This window comes from Streptococcus porcinus, assembly GCF_901542335.1.
Lineage (GTDB): Bacteria > Bacillota > Bacilli > Lactobacillales > Streptococcaceae > Streptococcus > Streptococcus porcinus_A.
Genome location: NZ_LR594036.1, coordinates 725,263 through 740,643, shown reverse-complemented (window position 1 = coordinate 740,643; position 15,381 = coordinate 725,263). Strand labels below are relative to the sequence as shown.

At 37.1% G+C, this 15,381-nt stretch carries 15 protein-coding genes; 2 read left to right on the top strand and 13 right to left on the bottom strand.

The features are described from left to right. Positions 1-2: 2 nt before the first annotated feature. Genes FGK96_RS03570 through FGK96_RS03545 form a run of 6 tightly spaced genes read right to left on the bottom strand, consistent with a single transcriptional unit; the run spans position 3 to position 6,045 of the window. Entirely contained in the window at positions 3-605 is a 603-nt protein-coding gene (locus FGK96_RS03570) for a sugar transferase (protein ID WP_138081449.1), read from the bottom strand. Positions 606-607: 2 nt separating this feature from the next. After that, positions 608-2,410 (bottom strand): polysaccharide biosynthesis protein, encoded by a 1,803-nt coding sequence (locus tag FGK96_RS03565; RefSeq protein ID WP_138081446.1) that lies wholly within the window; start codon positions 2,408-2,410, stop codon positions 608-610. A 3-nt stretch (positions 2,411-2,413) separates the two neighbouring features. Then, on the bottom strand, positions 2,414-3,142 hold the full coding sequence (locus FGK96_RS03560) for a tyrosine-protein kinase (protein ID WP_138081443.1): 729 nt from the start codon (positions 3,140-3,142) through the stop codon (positions 2,414-2,416). Between the two features lie 10 nt (positions 3,143-3,152). Continuing rightward, positions 3,153-3,842 (bottom strand): Wzz/FepE/Etk N-terminal domain-containing protein, encoded by a 690-nt coding sequence (locus tag FGK96_RS03555; protein WP_138081440.1) that lies wholly within the window; start codon positions 3,840-3,842, stop codon positions 3,153-3,155. Positions 3,843-3,850: 8 nt separating this feature from the next. Beyond that, complete coding sequence (gene cps4B / locus FGK96_RS03550; RefSeq protein ID WP_138081437.1) at positions 3,851-4,582, bottom strand: capsular polysaccharide biosynthesis protein Cps4B; 732 nt, start codon at positions 4,580-4,582, stop codon at positions 3,851-3,853. Continuing rightward, positions 4,579-6,045: an LCP family protein gene (locus FGK96_RS03545; protein WP_138081434.1), complete on the bottom strand. Its 1,467-nt coding sequence runs from the start codon at positions 6,043-6,045 to the stop codon at positions 4,579-4,581. Before FGK96_RS03545 ends, cps4B begins: the two co-directional genes overlap by 4 nt. 254 nt (positions 6,046-6,299) lie before the next feature. Between FGK96_RS03545 and FGK96_RS03540 the strand changes: the two genes are divergently transcribed. Continuing rightward, positions 6,300-7,229 carry a LysR family transcriptional regulator gene (locus tag FGK96_RS03540; protein WP_138081431.1) on the top strand — a complete coding sequence of 310 codons (930 nt, stop codon included), beginning with the start codon at positions 6,300-6,302 and terminating at the stop codon, positions 7,227-7,229. A 4-nt stretch (positions 7,230-7,233) separates the two neighbouring features. Here FGK96_RS03540 and FGK96_RS03535 read toward each other — a convergent pair whose 3' ends face one another. From FGK96_RS03535 to rpiA, 6 genes are all read right to left on the bottom strand, one after another. Continuing rightward, positions 7,234-8,019, bottom strand: coding sequence for a LytR family transcriptional regulator (locus tag FGK96_RS03535; RefSeq protein ID WP_138081428.1), 786 nt, complete (start codon positions 8,017-8,019; stop codon positions 7,234-7,236). After that, positions 8,012-8,725: a purine-nucleoside phosphorylase gene (deoD, locus tag FGK96_RS03530; RefSeq protein ID WP_138081425.1), complete on the bottom strand. Its 714-nt coding sequence runs from the start codon at positions 8,723-8,725 to the stop codon at positions 8,012-8,014. Before deoD ends, FGK96_RS03535 begins: the two co-directional genes overlap by 8 nt. 202 nt (positions 8,726-8,927) lie before the next feature. After that, complete coding sequence (locus tag FGK96_RS03525) at positions 8,928-9,737, bottom strand: purine-nucleoside phosphorylase (protein ID WP_138081422.1); 810 nt, start codon at positions 9,735-9,737, stop codon at positions 8,928-8,930. A gap of 15 nt (positions 9,738-9,752) precedes the next feature. Beyond that, entirely contained in the window at positions 9,753-10,160 is a 408-nt protein-coding gene (arsC, locus tag FGK96_RS03520) for an arsenate reductase (glutaredoxin) (RefSeq protein WP_138081419.1), read from the bottom strand. Between the two features lie 13 nt (positions 10,161-10,173). Continuing rightward, positions 10,174-11,385 (bottom strand): phosphopentomutase, encoded by a 1,212-nt coding sequence (locus FGK96_RS03515; protein WP_138081416.1) that lies wholly within the window; start codon positions 11,383-11,385, stop codon positions 10,174-10,176. Positions 11,386-11,448: 63 nt separating this feature from the next. Beyond that, the gene (gene rpiA / locus FGK96_RS03510; protein ID WP_138081413.1) at positions 11,449-12,132 is read right to left on the bottom strand and encodes a ribose-5-phosphate isomerase RpiA; all 684 of its coding nucleotides are present in this window, start codon (positions 12,130-12,132) and stop codon (positions 11,449-11,451) included. 162 nt (positions 12,133-12,294) lie between these two features. On the opposite strand from rpiA, the gene mnmE reads away from it, so the two are divergent. After that, the gene (mnmE, locus tag FGK96_RS03505) at positions 12,295-13,671 is read left to right on the top strand and encodes a tRNA uridine-5-carboxymethylaminomethyl(34) synthesis GTPase MnmE (RefSeq protein WP_138081410.1); all 1,377 of its coding nucleotides are present in this window, start codon (positions 12,295-12,297) and stop codon (positions 13,669-13,671) included. A 283-nt stretch (positions 13,672-13,954) separates the two neighbouring features. Here mnmE and pepV read toward each other — a convergent pair whose 3' ends face one another. Beyond that, positions 13,955-15,358: a dipeptidase PepV gene (pepV, locus tag FGK96_RS03500; protein WP_138081407.1), complete on the bottom strand. Its 1,404-nt coding sequence runs from the start codon at positions 15,356-15,358 to the stop codon at positions 13,955-13,957. Between the last annotated feature and the right edge of the window lie 23 nt (positions 15,359-15,381).

The following is a 15,381-nucleotide window of genomic DNA, read 5'->3' as shown; positions in this document are numbered from 1 at the left end:
ATCTACTCCTTGTCCTTAGTTCCTGTTCCACCTTCAACAACGCCCTCACTTTTAAGCACACTGACTAGGGTTCCAACAAAACAGTGCGTATCAAAACAAAAGCTCATTTTATCAACGTAATAACCATCTAGTTTTGCTTTTTCGTCAATTTCCAATTCGTCACGGCCATTGATTTGTGCCCATCCTGTTAGACCAGGAGAAACATCATTAGCATGGTATTTATCACGTTCAGCAATCAAATCGAATTGGTTCCACAAAGCAGGTCGTGGTCCTATGATGGCCATTTCGCCTTTAAAAATATTAAAGAGTTGTGGCAGTTCATCTAGACTAGTTTTTCGCAAAAAGCCACCTACTCGTGTAATCATAGTACTTGGATCTTTTAAGAGATGTGTTGGCATATCGGCAGGTGTGTCGCTATACATGCTTCTAAATTTATAAATCATAAAGTGACTTTTATCTTTTCCAACGCGTTTTTGTTTAAAAAATACAGGTCCTTTTGAATCTATTTTAATAGCAAGAGCAATTCCTAATAATACTGGACTGAGCACGATGATTGCTATACCAGATATGATGATTGCTAATAGACGCTTGATAATTGGATACATCTCTACTCCTGTCTTGCATATTGGATTAAGGTTTCTTTTAGCTCTTTTTCAGATAATTGTTCTAACTTATTAATAATGTTTTCAACTTCTGAGATTGGTTTTTTGGCGACTTTGCCGACAAAAATTTTATCGTAAATTTGTTCGCTGACGCGTTCTTTGGTGGATAATAATTCTTCGTATAGTTTTTCCCCAGGGCGGATGCCTGATTCAACAATCTTGATGTCATCTTCGGTGTGGCCACTTAGTTTAATCACTTTACGGGCTAGATCGACTATTTTAACAGGTTCTCCCATATCAAGGACAAAAACTTCTCCACCTTTTGCTAAGTAACTCGCTTGTATAACCAAACGACTTGCTTCAGGGATAGTCATGAAATAGCGTGTCATTCGGAAGTCTGTAACAGTTAATGGTCCACCTTTTTTTATTTGTTCTTTAAATAATGGCACGACACTTCCACGACTGCCTAGAACATTTCCAAAGCGCACAGCGGCAAATTGTGTTTGCCCGGGTTCGTTCAGGCCAGTAACAATCATTTCTGCAAAGCGTTTAGTTGCTCCCATAACATTTGGTGGGTTAACTGCCTTGTCTGTTGATATCATAATGAAAGTAGCTACACCAGCTGCCTTAGTTGCTTCAGCAACATTTTTTGTCCCAAAGATATTGTTTTTCACAGCTTCTCTCGGATTAAATTCCATTAGAGGGACGTGTTTGTGGGCAGCGGCATGGTAAACCATATCAGGCTTATAGGTCGCCATAATCTTAAAAATCAAGTCCCGATCTTGGATATCAGCAATGATTGGAACAATTTCGATAGCGTCTTGATAAGTATCTCTTAACTCGCGATTAATCAGATAAATAGAGTTCTCACCGTGACCAAGTAATACCAATCTTTTGGGATTAAATTTTGAAACCTGACGACAGATTTCAGAACCAATCGAACCGCCTGCACCTGTGACGAGAACCGTTTTACCATTGAAAAAATCTGATAATGACGATTGGTCTAAAACAACTTCTTTTCGACCTAGTAAATCTGCGATGTCAATTTCTTTAAATTTGTTTAAGGAAACCTTGCCCATAACAATATTTTCAATACTTGGCATATTGTTTACGGGTACATTTGCGGTACGACAAATATCTAGGATACTTTCTCGCTCTTCCCCTGTTAAACTAGGAATAGCAATGGTCACTTGATTGACTTCATAATCAGCGACAATCCTTGGAATTGCTTGTTTATTCCCTAGAACTTTAATACCATGTAGATAAGTTCCGTGTTTATTGATGTCAGCATCAACAATTCCGACAATTTCAAAATCTTTGCCCTTATTTAAAACAGTTTGTATGAAGACGCTTCCTCCTTCACCCGCCCCTACAACTAGCAAGCGTGTTTTAGGATCATTTTTCTTTTTTCGCATGTTAGGATTAAAATCATGATACATGCGCCAAGTCATTCTTGGGATAATCACTAAGAATGTGCTAAAGAGATACCCCAAAAAGATAAAGCGTCGGCTAAAACTATCAAAATAGAATAAGTCAACTAAATAAGCCATCAGAGAGGCAACAAATAAATTGACAATGATTTTAAAAATAATTTTATAATCTGTGAAGCGATTGATGATCGAAAAGATTCGAAAGTGAATACCAAGAGTGGTATAGACAAAAAGGGTCATCAAAAGAGTTATTACCACTTCGCTATTTGTTAAATTTTGACTATAAGCTAATAGGAAATGATATGCTGAAAAATGGGAAATAGTAATCATCAGCACATCTAAAAAATACAAAATCACCCTTTTTTGACTTCTCTTCATTTACTACTTTCTCTTTCTTGAACTTTTTCTTACATGTTTTCTTGGTTTTTCTTTTTTACCATAGTTACCATATGAGCCGTAGCTTCCATATGAATCAACTGTATGCTCTACTTTATTTAAGATAACACCTAAGAACTGGGCTCCACTATGTTCCATTTGTTCTTTAGCTTTTTGCACAAAGCGTCTCTTGATCGCACCCGCTTCTGTGACAAGTACTGATGCATCTGCTTTTTGAGCAACAATAGCTGAATCAATAACTAACCCAATTGGTGGTGTATCAATAATAATATAATCGAAAACCTCTTTTAAGGTGTCTATCATATAGTTAAAATTGCTATTTTGGAGTAAGGTTGTTGGATTTGGAGGCACTTGTCCTGCAGGTATAATCATCAAGTTGCTAATATTAGTATGAGAAATAACGTGTGATAAATCAGCATTCCCTGATAAATAGCTTGATAGCCCTTCATACTTTTCATCTGATTTAAAAGTTCCTGACATAACGGAATTACGGATATCTGCATCGATTAATAAGGTTTTAAAGCCTGCATTCGCAAATGAAACTGCTAAATTGATTGAACTTGTTGATTTTCCTTCACCAGGTTGTACAGATGTCAGAACAATTACTCTTAAGTCACGTCCACTAAATTGGATATTGGTCCGGATAGAGTTGTAATATTCTTCTGCTGCTAAATATAAATCTCTTTTTGATCTAATTAAAACTAATTGCGCCATTCTTCACCTCTTACAATTTATCAGTATTCGAAACAATACCTAGTAGGGTCATTCCAAGAACTTCTTCAATATCCTCCGGACGTTTGATGCGATCATCCAGAACTTCACCAACCACAATAACAACAATTGTCAGCAAAGCACCTAAGAAAAATCCAATAAGGGTATTACGTTGGATGTTAGGAGATGAGGGACTGGTTGGAAGCTGTGCTTTTTCCAAAGGTGTTACATCTTGAACTTTAGTTACTTTTTTAATCTTTTCAGATGCTGCTTCGCGAATAGAATTAGCCAAGTCTTTTGCCTCTTGAGGATGGTGATTCGTCACAGAAATTGAGATAACACGGGTGTCGGCAGGAACTGTAACAGCAATCATTTTGCTTAATTGCTCAGGAGTTAACGATAAACCATCGCTAGCAATAACATCTTGCATCACATCACGTGACGTGATGATTTCTTTATAGTCATTTACCAAATAGCCACCGGCTTGCAAATCCGTTGCCGTAAGGTTGTCAGATTGTTGACGATTGATAACATATAGACGTGTCGTTGAGGTATATGATGGCTTAATCAAGAAAAGCGAAGTCATCAGGGCTAGTACCCCAACAAAGAGTCCCATGAAAAGAATCAAAAATTTCTTATTCCAAAGCTTCTTTAAAAGGCTAAGTACATCAATTTCTATTGATGACTGATCAGTGTTATTCATAATGTCTCCTATAAATATTCATTATTAATCAAAGTTTCAGGATTGGTTTCAAATAAAGCTCGCGCACGCTTAATCCCATATTCTTTTTCTACCAAGCGTCTTGCTTCTTTCATAAAAGGGGGACGTTTTTTTAAATTGTGCATATCAGATGCGACACAATGAACCAGGTTCTCATCTAAAAAGTAACTAGCACGTTTTTTAAAGACTTTTAATTTATCGCCAAATAGCTTTGCCTTAAGGATATGTACACTGTTAATTTGTGTGTAACAACCCATATTAATCAATTCTTTGACACGGTCTTTATTGAAGGCGAGGGCATCATAGCGTTCAATATGAGCAATAATAGGCGTAACTCCTAACATAATAACTTGACAAAGAGCAGAATGAATCTCTTTCCAAGGTGTCGCCATTGAGAATTCAATTAATGCAAAGCGAGTGCCGTTCATGGTTGGCACTAACTTGTTTTCTAATTTTTCAAGAATATCATGTGTATAGTAGAGTTCACCACCATACAGTAAGGTTAAATCTGGGAACTTCTTTTCAGCTTCACGTTTTACTTGTAAAAACTTATTGGCAATATCGTCTTCAGGTGTTTCAAACATTCCTTTGCGACGATGGGATGTCGACACAATAGTTCGCACCCCCTGTTTGTAACTTTCTTCAATTAAGGATAGACTTTCATCTATCGTCAGTGGACCATCGTCCACATCGAAAACGATGTGGGAATGGATATCGATCATTGATTACCCTCCATTGTTGCTCTAATAGCGTCTTTTGCTTGGTTAAGGCTGGCATCATCTAACTTGTACATATATAAAGCTGAGCCTGGCATCGCATAAGATGGTAATTCTCCTGTTGAGCCTGTACCTGTAACATCTTGTGATTCAACAGAAAACTGAGCATTATCTTCTAATTGACTATTTGCAATTGTCATCATTTGATTAAGGCTTAGGTTAGTTTGAACCGAATTTTGAATACCTGTAATGATAGAACTTGCCTGTTTTGGTGATTTGATACTGCTTAGTTTATTAATAATAGCAGTCACAACTCGTTCTTGATTTTTACCCCGGTCATTATCTCCACCTTCAAGGGCATGTCGTTCACGAACAAATACCAAAGCTTGTTTTGAATTTAAAGGAATCCTTCCCTTTGGAAAATCAATACCACCAGCTGAAAAGGCTGTGTCATTTTGAACTTCAATTCCGCCTAAGAAATCAATCAAGTCTGCAAAAGTAGTAAAATTAATCCGAGCATAGTTATCAATTTTAATATCATAAAGATTTTCTAACGTTTTCATTGATGTTTCAACACCATAGATTCCAGCATGGGTCAATTTGTCAAATTGGTTACCACCGCCATCAGGAATCTTAACGTAAGAATCGCGTGGTGTAGTGGTTAGTAGCACCTTATGTGTATTCATATTGACAGTCATAATAATATTAACGTCTGAACGAGAGACAGTTGAAATCGGACCATACGTGTCAATACCACTGATATAGAGATTATAAACTCCAGATTTATTAACTGGTTTTTGTGAATTAGGAATAGCTTTTTTGATTTTATAAGAATAGATTGTTTTGACTTTATCTGCAAAGTTAGCGTCGTTTTGTTCTAGCAAAGCTATATAGGCACTGTTCATTACCATTGCTTCTGTACTACCGGATTGCATGTCTTCATAGGCATTTTGATAAGAATTAGCTTCTTTTGTTGCCAAATCAACATTCTTGTCACTCTTCAAATGACTTAAAAGCTTTTTAATATTTGACTGATCCATTTTTAGGGGAGCTTCAACTGTTTTTAAGGACTCTACTGAAGAGATAGAACTATTCTTAGGAACAACAATAGACATTTCCACTTCTGAAAAGGAAGCTGTTTTATTTAATTGTGCTGTTAAATCAATAGTTGACTTAAAAGTGAAAAGGATAAGTGCTAAAGCAATATTAGCAACAATCATTCCCAACATGGTTAACCATTTTGCTTTTTTGCTAACAATCAGAAATAGTGTCAGAAAAAAAAGAGCACTTAAGGCCACACCAATGATTATGTTTAAATGTCGAAAAGCTAAAAAATTATAAGTATACATCATAAAGGCCACAGTAAGCGATAATAACGTATACAATATAAATAATGCAATATTTATAACAGTAAAGGTTCCATTTCCTCTAGGTTTTACACGTTTTTGACGTCTTGACGATTCTGTCATGATATTTTGTCTCCGAATTCTTTGAAATACACAGAAATATAGCTCAATTATAGCATTTTCAAATATAGATTGCAATTTCTAGAAACATCATTTTACTATAATTTTTAATCTTTTTAGCGCTTTCTCTAATCTAGATTAAAGATAATTGAAAATATAGATATTTATAATTATTCCAGCAAGCCTATTATCAAGCCGTGCATAGCCCTTCCCTTTCTTTACTTGAAACTTTAAAACATTTAAGATAGACTGTCATTATGAGATTACAACAATTACATTACATTATAAAAATCGTTGAATGTGGCTCCATGAACGAAGCTTCTAAGCAATTATATATTACTCAGCCCAGCCTCTCTAATGCTGTCAAAGATCTAGAAAACGAAATGGGAATTGCTATTTTTAACCGAACTCCCAAAGGTATCACCTTAACAAAGGATGGAGTTGAATTTTTATCCTACGCCAGGCAAATTGTAGAGCAGACATCACTCTTAGAAGACCGTTATAAAAATCATAACAGCAACAGAGATTTTTTCAGTGTCTCTTCTCAACATTATGCCTTTGTCGTTAACGCTTTTGTTTCCCTATTAAAAAGTACAGATATGTCGCAATATGAGCTCTTTCTTAGAGAAACAAGAACCTGGGAAATCATTGACGATGTTAAAAATTTTAGATCTGAAATAGGGGTCCTTTTCCTTAATGATTATAATCGGGATGTTTTGTCAAAGTTATTTGAGGAGAGTCATTTAACTGCTCACATTCTTTTTAAAACACACCCCCATATTTTTGTTAGCAATGACCATCCTTTAGCTAACAGAACTCGCCTTTCTTATGATGACTTAGAAGCTTACCCTTACCTTTCTTATGATCAGGGTTTACATAATTCCTTCTACTTCTCTGAAGAAATGATGGCTAATGTCCCACACGACAAGTCTATTGTCGTTAGCGATAGAGCTACACTCTTTAACTTGATGATCGGCCTGCATGGCTATACTGTCGCAAGTGGGGTCTTAAATAGCCAACTCAATGGTAACCAAATAATCGCCATTCCTCTTGATATGCCAGATATTATTGATATCGTCTATATCAAACACGAAAAAGCTAATCTTTCTAAAATGGGTGAAAAATTCATTGATTATTTAAAAGACGAAGTCAAATTTACTCAACCAAACATGCAAAAAGAACAGTAGAAAACTACTGCTCTTTTTCATTATTAAGACCTTCTTCAATTAAAAAATTGATTTGATCGAAATAAAAAGGCTCACGCTGATAAGTTACACCAGAATAGGTTGCTAACTCGATAATTTTTTCTAAAAAAACTTGGGAAGAGAATCTAGTCGTACGGTATAATTCTTCTTCGTCAAAAGCTTTTATAAGGTGAGCTAGGGGGTTGCGAACCGATTTTTCAAATTGTCGTAAGGTTTTAATTGTCTCCTTAATCTCATAAGGGAGATTGGATAGGATTAAAAGATCCGTCAGACTCCTAGATGTGATGTTGCGACTCTGTCTTTGAGATAAATAGGCTTGAAAAATTGGGAGATTTGCGTCTTGCATTTTTTGAAAATCCCAAGTATCATATTGATCGTTTTTAGAGTCATTAATAAAAGTGTCAAAAGACGGAATTTCTTTTTGGATTAAGGTTAAGAAAAGACGGTAAAGAATCGGTGAAACAGCTCTCACAAAATCAATGATATCACCATTTTTAACCTTAACCTCTAAATCCAAAATATAATTGGCGATTTGTTCCTTCTCCAAGTCCTCATTCATAACAAATGTGACCTGATACTTAGCTTGTAACTCTTTTAATCTACTTTGATTGGCAATCATAAAAGACAGATTTAGTTCCCGTCTCTCTTTTAAAAGCTCTAACAAGAATAACGAATCAGGATTAATATCAGAGATTTCTTTCGCAATTGTAAAGGCGTGATTATAAGCATAGACATCCAAAAGGATGTCTATTGTTTTTTTAAGTTCAGTCATTTGCAATGAGAGTTTCTAGTCCCACCTTCATCATATCTGTAAAGGTAGTTTGACGCTCTTCTGCACTGGTGTCCTCTGTTGGATCATTTAAATTATCAGAAATCGTCATGATGCCCAAGGCTTTTACATGGTGTTGAGCAGCCAAGTAATAAAGAGCAGCTGCTTCCATTTCAATAGCTTTAACTCCTAATTTTCCAAGAGCCATATTTCGCTCAGGCATATTAGAATAGAAAACATCCGAAGAAAGCACATTACCAACATGAGTGGTCATCCCCAGTTCTCTTGCAATGTGATAGGCTTTGTCTAAAAGACCAAAGTCTGCAATTTGAGGAAAATCAAATTCAGGGAAGTCATTACGAATGATATTAGAATTAGTTGCAGCGGCTTGGGCAAGAACTAACTCACGAACGTGCACTTCTGGATCAATTGCCCCAGCAGTTCCAACGCGAATCAAAGTCTTAACGCCATAATCAACAATCAATTCACGCGCATAGATGGAAATTGAGGGCATTCCCATTCCAGTCCCCATAACAGAGACACGGTGACCTTTATATGTTCCAGTGTAACCAAGCATACCACGGATTTCATTAAAACATACAGCATCTTCTAAAAAATTTTCAGCAATGAATTTAGCACGTAAAGGATCACCAGGCAATAAAATCTTGTCAGCAATTTGACCCTTCTCCGCAGAAATGTGAATAGACATAATATGATAACACTAAGGGTCGTAAAAGGACCTAATCAAAATCGGAAGCTATTTTGAAACCTCTACTTCTAGGTAACTTCTCTTTTTAACACAGTCCTTAACCTGAGGCCAAATCAATGACCTCAATACCCTTGCCTTTCTTTTTTAGTTTATCTTTTAAACAAAATATAGTTTTTTTATTTCAGTTGATGATGAACGCATTTTATAATTCAGCAAGAATAGCTTTTACTAAGCCTTTGAAATTTTCCTTAATATTTTCAGTAACCGTTACAACTTCCTCATGGTTTAACTCAGTTTGGAAGCCAGCAGCAAAGTTAGTAATTGCTGAAATACCCAAAACTTTCATACCTGAATGAGTAGCAACTATAACCTCAGGAACAGTTGACATACCTACAGCATCTGCTCCCATCATTTTGAAGGCGCGGATTTCCGCAGGTGTTTCATAGGTTGGCCCTGTTACTCCGAGATAAACACCACCTTCAAGTTTAATGCCAAGAGACTCTGCTACTTTGTTTGCTTTTTGACGGTATTCAGCAGTGTAAGCGTCTGACATATCTGGGAATCTTGGTCCAAATTCCTCAAGATTTTCCCCCATTAACGGGTTATTCCCTGTCATATTGATATGATCTGTAATTGCCATCAAAGTTCCTGGGCCATAACCAATACCTCCGGCAGCATTGGTGACAATAACGCCTTCACAGCCTAGAGCTTTCATAACACGAACTGGGAAGGTAACCACTTCTAAAGGATTTCCTTCATAAAAATGGAAACGACCTTGCAAAGCAATAACTTTACGACCTGACAAATCACCATATACTAGTTTGCCTGCATGACCAACCACAGTTGATTTTCCCCAGTTAGGAATATCATTGTAATCAATCACAATAGCATTTTCGATTTCATTAGCTAATTCTCCCAGACCAGATCCTAAAATAAGACCAAATTCTGGGGCTTGAACACCTTTGAAGGTTAAAAAATCTCTTGTTTCATTAATTTTTGTCATTATAGACATGTTTGTCTCTCCTTTTTATTTTGGTTGAACAACTTGACCGTCTTCCTTAGTAAAGGGGCTCGGTAATCTCACTGGTAAAATATCGAGTAGTACTTCTGAGGGACGACAAAGTTTCACACCTTTTGAAGTAACCACAATTGGCCGATTAATCAGAATCGGATCTGCCATCATAGCGTCAAGTAGTTGGGAATCCGACTTAGTAGCATCCGCAAGATGGTGCTTCTCAAACTCGGGAACAGTTGTTCTTACCAAATCCCGCACTTGAATCCCCATAGCTCTAATTAATCCCTGTAATTCTTCTCTAGTTGGTAGGGTAACTAAATATTCTATTACTTCTGGATCAAGACCTGCATGCTTAATCATGGCTAAGACATTTCGTGAGGTACCACAATTAGGGTTGTGATAAATTCTTACTTTTTCCATAATCCTAGAGTCATTAGACTAGGTCTGAGAGGAATGATTGACCAATCATAGCTGTGTCGACACCAAAGTTTTCAGCAATTGTAGCTGAAATGTCCGCAAAGTGCCCTTGAGGTATTACTCCATTTCCTTTAAATGATGGAGAGTAAGCTAATAAAGGAATATACTCGCGTGTATGGTCTGTTCCTACATAAGTTGGGTCATTACCATGATCTGCTGTAATTAATAGAAGATCATCTTCTTTCATATGTTCCATGATTTCTGGTAGACGATTATCAAATTCTTGTAAACAATCACGATAGCCTTCTGTATCACGACGGTGTCCATACATGGCATCAAAGTCAACAAGGTTCGTGAAAGACATTCCTTTTTCAAACTCAGGTAATTGCAATGTCTTAATAAGTGTATCTACACCATGACTATTCGATTTATTATGACCCATATCGTTGGTAATACCAGAACCATTGAAAATGTCGTTGATTTTACCTACTGCATAGGTTGAAATACCAGCATTGGCCAAATTATTAAGAACTGTATCTTGGAAAGGTGATACTGCATAATCATGACGATTTGAAGTTCGTGTGAAATGACCTGGTTCTCCAATATAAGGACGAGCAATAATACGACCTAACAGCGCTGGACGTTCTAAAGTGATTGAGCGGGCATACTCACAGATTTTGTATAATTCTTCAAGTGGAATAATATCTTCATGTGCTGCAATCTGTAAAACAGGGTCTGCTGAAGTATAGATAATCAATTCCCCAGTTTCCATCTGACGAGGTCCAAAATCATCAATAACTGCCGTTCCAGAGTAAGGTTTATTAGCTTCACGGATAACTTTACGCCCAGAAAATTCTTCTATTTTGGTTAAAATTTCCTCAGGGAAGCCATTCCAAAACGTGTCAAAAGGCTCTGTAATGTTCAAGCCCATAATTTCCCAGTGGCCTGTCATCGTATCTTTACCTAATGATACTTCTTCCAATTTGGTCACGTAACCAATTGGATTTTCTTCTTTTGCAACCGTTTTTAAAGGATTCTCACGAGGAATATTTCCTAACCCAATTTTAGCCATGTGGGGCACATCTAAACCGACTTTCTCTGAAATGTGGCCTAAAGTATCAGATGAGGTATCTGCAACACCAGCATTAAAGAACTTGTTTGAATCAGGGGCTGCTCCAACTCCGACGGAATCAAGTACAACTAAATGAATACGATTAAATTTGGACATTTTGTCTCCATTCTATGGGAGGTTACGGTTGGCTCCCAAAAACCTATAAAATGATGAACGAATTTAATTTTTGGTAGGTGCTTCAAGAACTTGGACACCATCTTTACCAGCAACAATGACTTTATTAACCATACCGTTAAACAAACCGTGCTCCACAACACCTACAGTAGCATCAAGTATCTCAGCAAATGCAAAAGGATTCTCGATGCACTTCATATCTAAATCAATAATGTAGTTTTGCATATCTGTCACTAGTTTTTGTCCATCTTTCATACGAAAGGAAGGACAGTAACCAGCTTTTTCGAAAACACGACAAAGCCGCTCTGAACCGTATTGAACTACCTCAACAGGAACTTTAAAAGCTCCCAAATGTTCAACCATTTTTGACTCATCAACAACCCAAATATAGTCCTTTGTTGGGGTAGCAACGATTTTTTCCATTAACAGAGCAGCACCGCCACCTTTAATGCCATTAAAGGCTTTATCAACCTCGTCAGCACCGTCAACAGTAACATCTATGACGTCAATCTCATCAACTGATTTTAAAGGAATGCCTAGCTCTTGCGCCTGTTTAGTGGTCCTACTAGAAGTAGTAACACCAACAATCTGCAAACCCTCCTCCTTAACCCGACGCCCCACTTCTTCGACAAAGTAATAAGCCGTCGAACCAGTCCCCAAACCGACTGTCATACCGTCTGTGACATATTGCGCAGCAGTAACACCGGCAATTTTCTTAAGTGCTTCCATGTTTCCTCCTGAATAGTTTTGCATGTTGGAATTATATTATATCATGAAAGCGCCAACTTGTTAATGAGATTCCCATTTTTTTCCTAATTTTTAAATAGCACAGCTAATAGCTATTTGAACCAAAGCCTTGCTTTCTAAACTGACTTATTCTAAAATAAAGGAATGAGTATAACTAAAGAATTTGACACCATTACAGCAATTTCAACCCCACTAGGGGAAGGAGCAATTGGGATTGTTCGTTTATCAGGAACAGATGCCCTTAATATCGCAAATAAAGTCTTCAAAGGCAAAAATTTACACGAGGTAGCTTCTCATACCATCAACTATGGTCACATTATTAATCCAGCTAATCAAGAAATCCTTGATGAAGTTATGGTGACTGTCATGTTGGCTCCTAAAACTTTTACTAGAGAAGATGTGATTGAAATAAATACCCATGGTGGCATTGCTGTCACCAATGAAATTTTACAGCTCTTGATTAAACAAGGAGCTCGTATGGCCGAACCTGGAGAATTTACAAAAAGAGCCTTTTTGAATGGCCGTGTCGATTTAACACAAGCTGAAGCTGTTATGGATATTATTCGAGCAAAAACAGACAAGGCAATGAACATTGCTGTTAAACAACTAGATGGCTCCCTATCACAGCTCATTAACAACACCCGACAAGAAATTCTTAATACCTTAGCTCAAGTTGAAGTTAATATTGATTATCCTGAATATGATGATGTTGAAGAAATGACAACAGCACTATTGCGCGAAGAGACCCAAAAATTTCAAACGCTACTTGAGAATCTACTGCGCACAGCAAGACGTGGTAAGATATTGCGTGAAGGTCTTTCTACCGCTATTATTGGCCGTCCTAACGTTGGGAAATCTAGTCTCTTAAACAATTTACTGCGTGAAGATAAAGCAATTGTTACTGATATTGCTGGAACTACACGAGATGTGATTGAGGAATATGTCAATATCAAAGGAGTCCCCCTTAAACTCATTGATACTGCCGGAATCCGTGATACAGATGACCTCGTTGAGAAAATTGGTGTCGAGCGTTCTAAAAAGGCTCTAAAGGAAGCAGACTTAGTCCTCTTAGTTCTTAATGCTTCAGAACCCTTGACCCCCCAAGACCGGACGTTACTGGAATTAAGTCAAGAAAGCAATCGCCTTATTTTACTTAACAAGACCGATTTGCCAGAAAGAATAGAAACTGACCAGCTACCCTCAGATTTTATCCCTATTTCAGTCTTGCAACATAAAAACATTGATATGATTGAAGACCGCATTAATCAACTCTTCTTTGATAATGCAGGCCTAGTAGAGCAAGATGCTACCTATCTCTCTAATGCTCGCCATATTTCACTCATTGAACAAGCTCTTCAAAGTTTACAAGCTGTTAATGATGGCCTCGAAATGGGCATGCCAGTGGACCTACTGCAAGTAGATCTCACTAGGACTTGGGAAATCCTAGGAGAAATAACTGGTGATGCGGCACCAGATGAACTCATCACTCAGCTTTTTAGTCAATTCTGTCTAGGAAAATAATCTTTTGACATCAACCCGCAAATAATACTGTATGGGAAAAAGAACAAATTTCCCATTAAATAACAAAAGGAGCCCTGAGGCACCTTTCAGATTGAAGAAAAAGTCCATTTTGGACAATTTTCTTCAATCTTTTTTCTTTATTATGAAAATCAAAAACTCTCAGAAACATTGGAAAATCAACATTTCTAAGAGTTTAATATTTTGTCATTTTACGCAAGTCTATTCAATTTTTTATTTTTAGGAATTTGTCTACGTTCTAAAAGGAGCCCTGAGGCTCCTTTTATTATTTAATAAATTCATAGATAGCTTCCGCATAAATAGCAGCTGATCTATAGATATTCTCTAATGGCATATATTCATTCGCTTGGTGCATAGTGTTTTCATCACCAGGGAACATCGCTCCAAATGCTACGCCACGTTTAAGGAGACGTCCAAATGTTCCACCACCAATCACTTGTTCATAGCCTTCAAGTCCTGTTTGTTTCTCATACACCTTAAGGAGGGTTGCAACCAATTCATCATCCATCGGTACATAATGTGGCACATGTTCATGGCTAGATAAGGTCACTTCTTTGATTCCTTTAAGTTGTTCAAGACCTACCTTAAGAACTTGAGCATCAATTCCTTTTGGATAACGGAAGTTTAAGGCAATAGTATTATCATCTGAAGTCTTATCAAACTTAAAGACACCAGCATTCATACTTAAAGAACCCATTTTATCATCTGTGTAAGCTAATCCAAGTTTTTTAGCATCAAAATCTTCATGTAGTGTTATTCCGGCAATGCGTAAGAAAGCTTCAGCAGGACCTTCAAATGAGAACTGACTCAAGAATTTAGCCAAGAGCGTAGCTCCATTGATACCTAACTCAGGTGTCGAACCATGAGCTGACTTACCAATGATTGTCACTTCTACTTCTTGACCATGATCTTTAAGCTCACCTTCTACTTGCTGTTCAGCTAAAAATTGTTCAAATGCTGCTGACAAAACATTAAAGGGATGAGCTGATTCTATTAAAGCGGTAGCTGATTCTGGAACCATATTTTCACGTAAACCACCTTCAAAACGGTTCAAGACAAATGCACCGCTATTTTCCCCACTAAAATGAAGATATTCAGTAATATTTCCTTTTTCACCATTGATAATTGGGAATTCAGCATCAGGTGAGAAACCGAAGTCTGGATCTTTTAACCCATTATGAGCAAAGTAATAATCCATGTCCCCCCACCCAGATTCTTCATCAGTACCAACAACAAAACGAACCTTTTTAGAAACTGGTAAGCCTAACTCTTTAATGATTTTCAAAGCATAGTAACAAGCTAAGGTCGGTCCTTTGTCATCTGAAGAACCACGCGCATAAATTTTATCGTCTTTGATAACTGGTTCATAAGGATCAGTATCCCAACCGCTACCAGCAGGAACAACATCTAGATGACCGAATATACCGAGCACTTCTTCTCCTTCTCCAAATTCGAAATCACCAGCATAATTATCAATATTACGTGTTTTATAGCCATCACGCTCAGCCATAGCTAGGAAATGCTCTAAGGCTCTGACAGGACCTGGCCCAAATGGGTGTTTGTCATCAGCTAGGGAATCATCTCTTTCTGAATTAATTCGAAGTAAATGAATTAAGTCTTCAAGCATCGCTTCCTTACGGCTTTCAACTTCAGCTTTAAAATCAATCATCAATTATTCTCCTTCATCTCTAA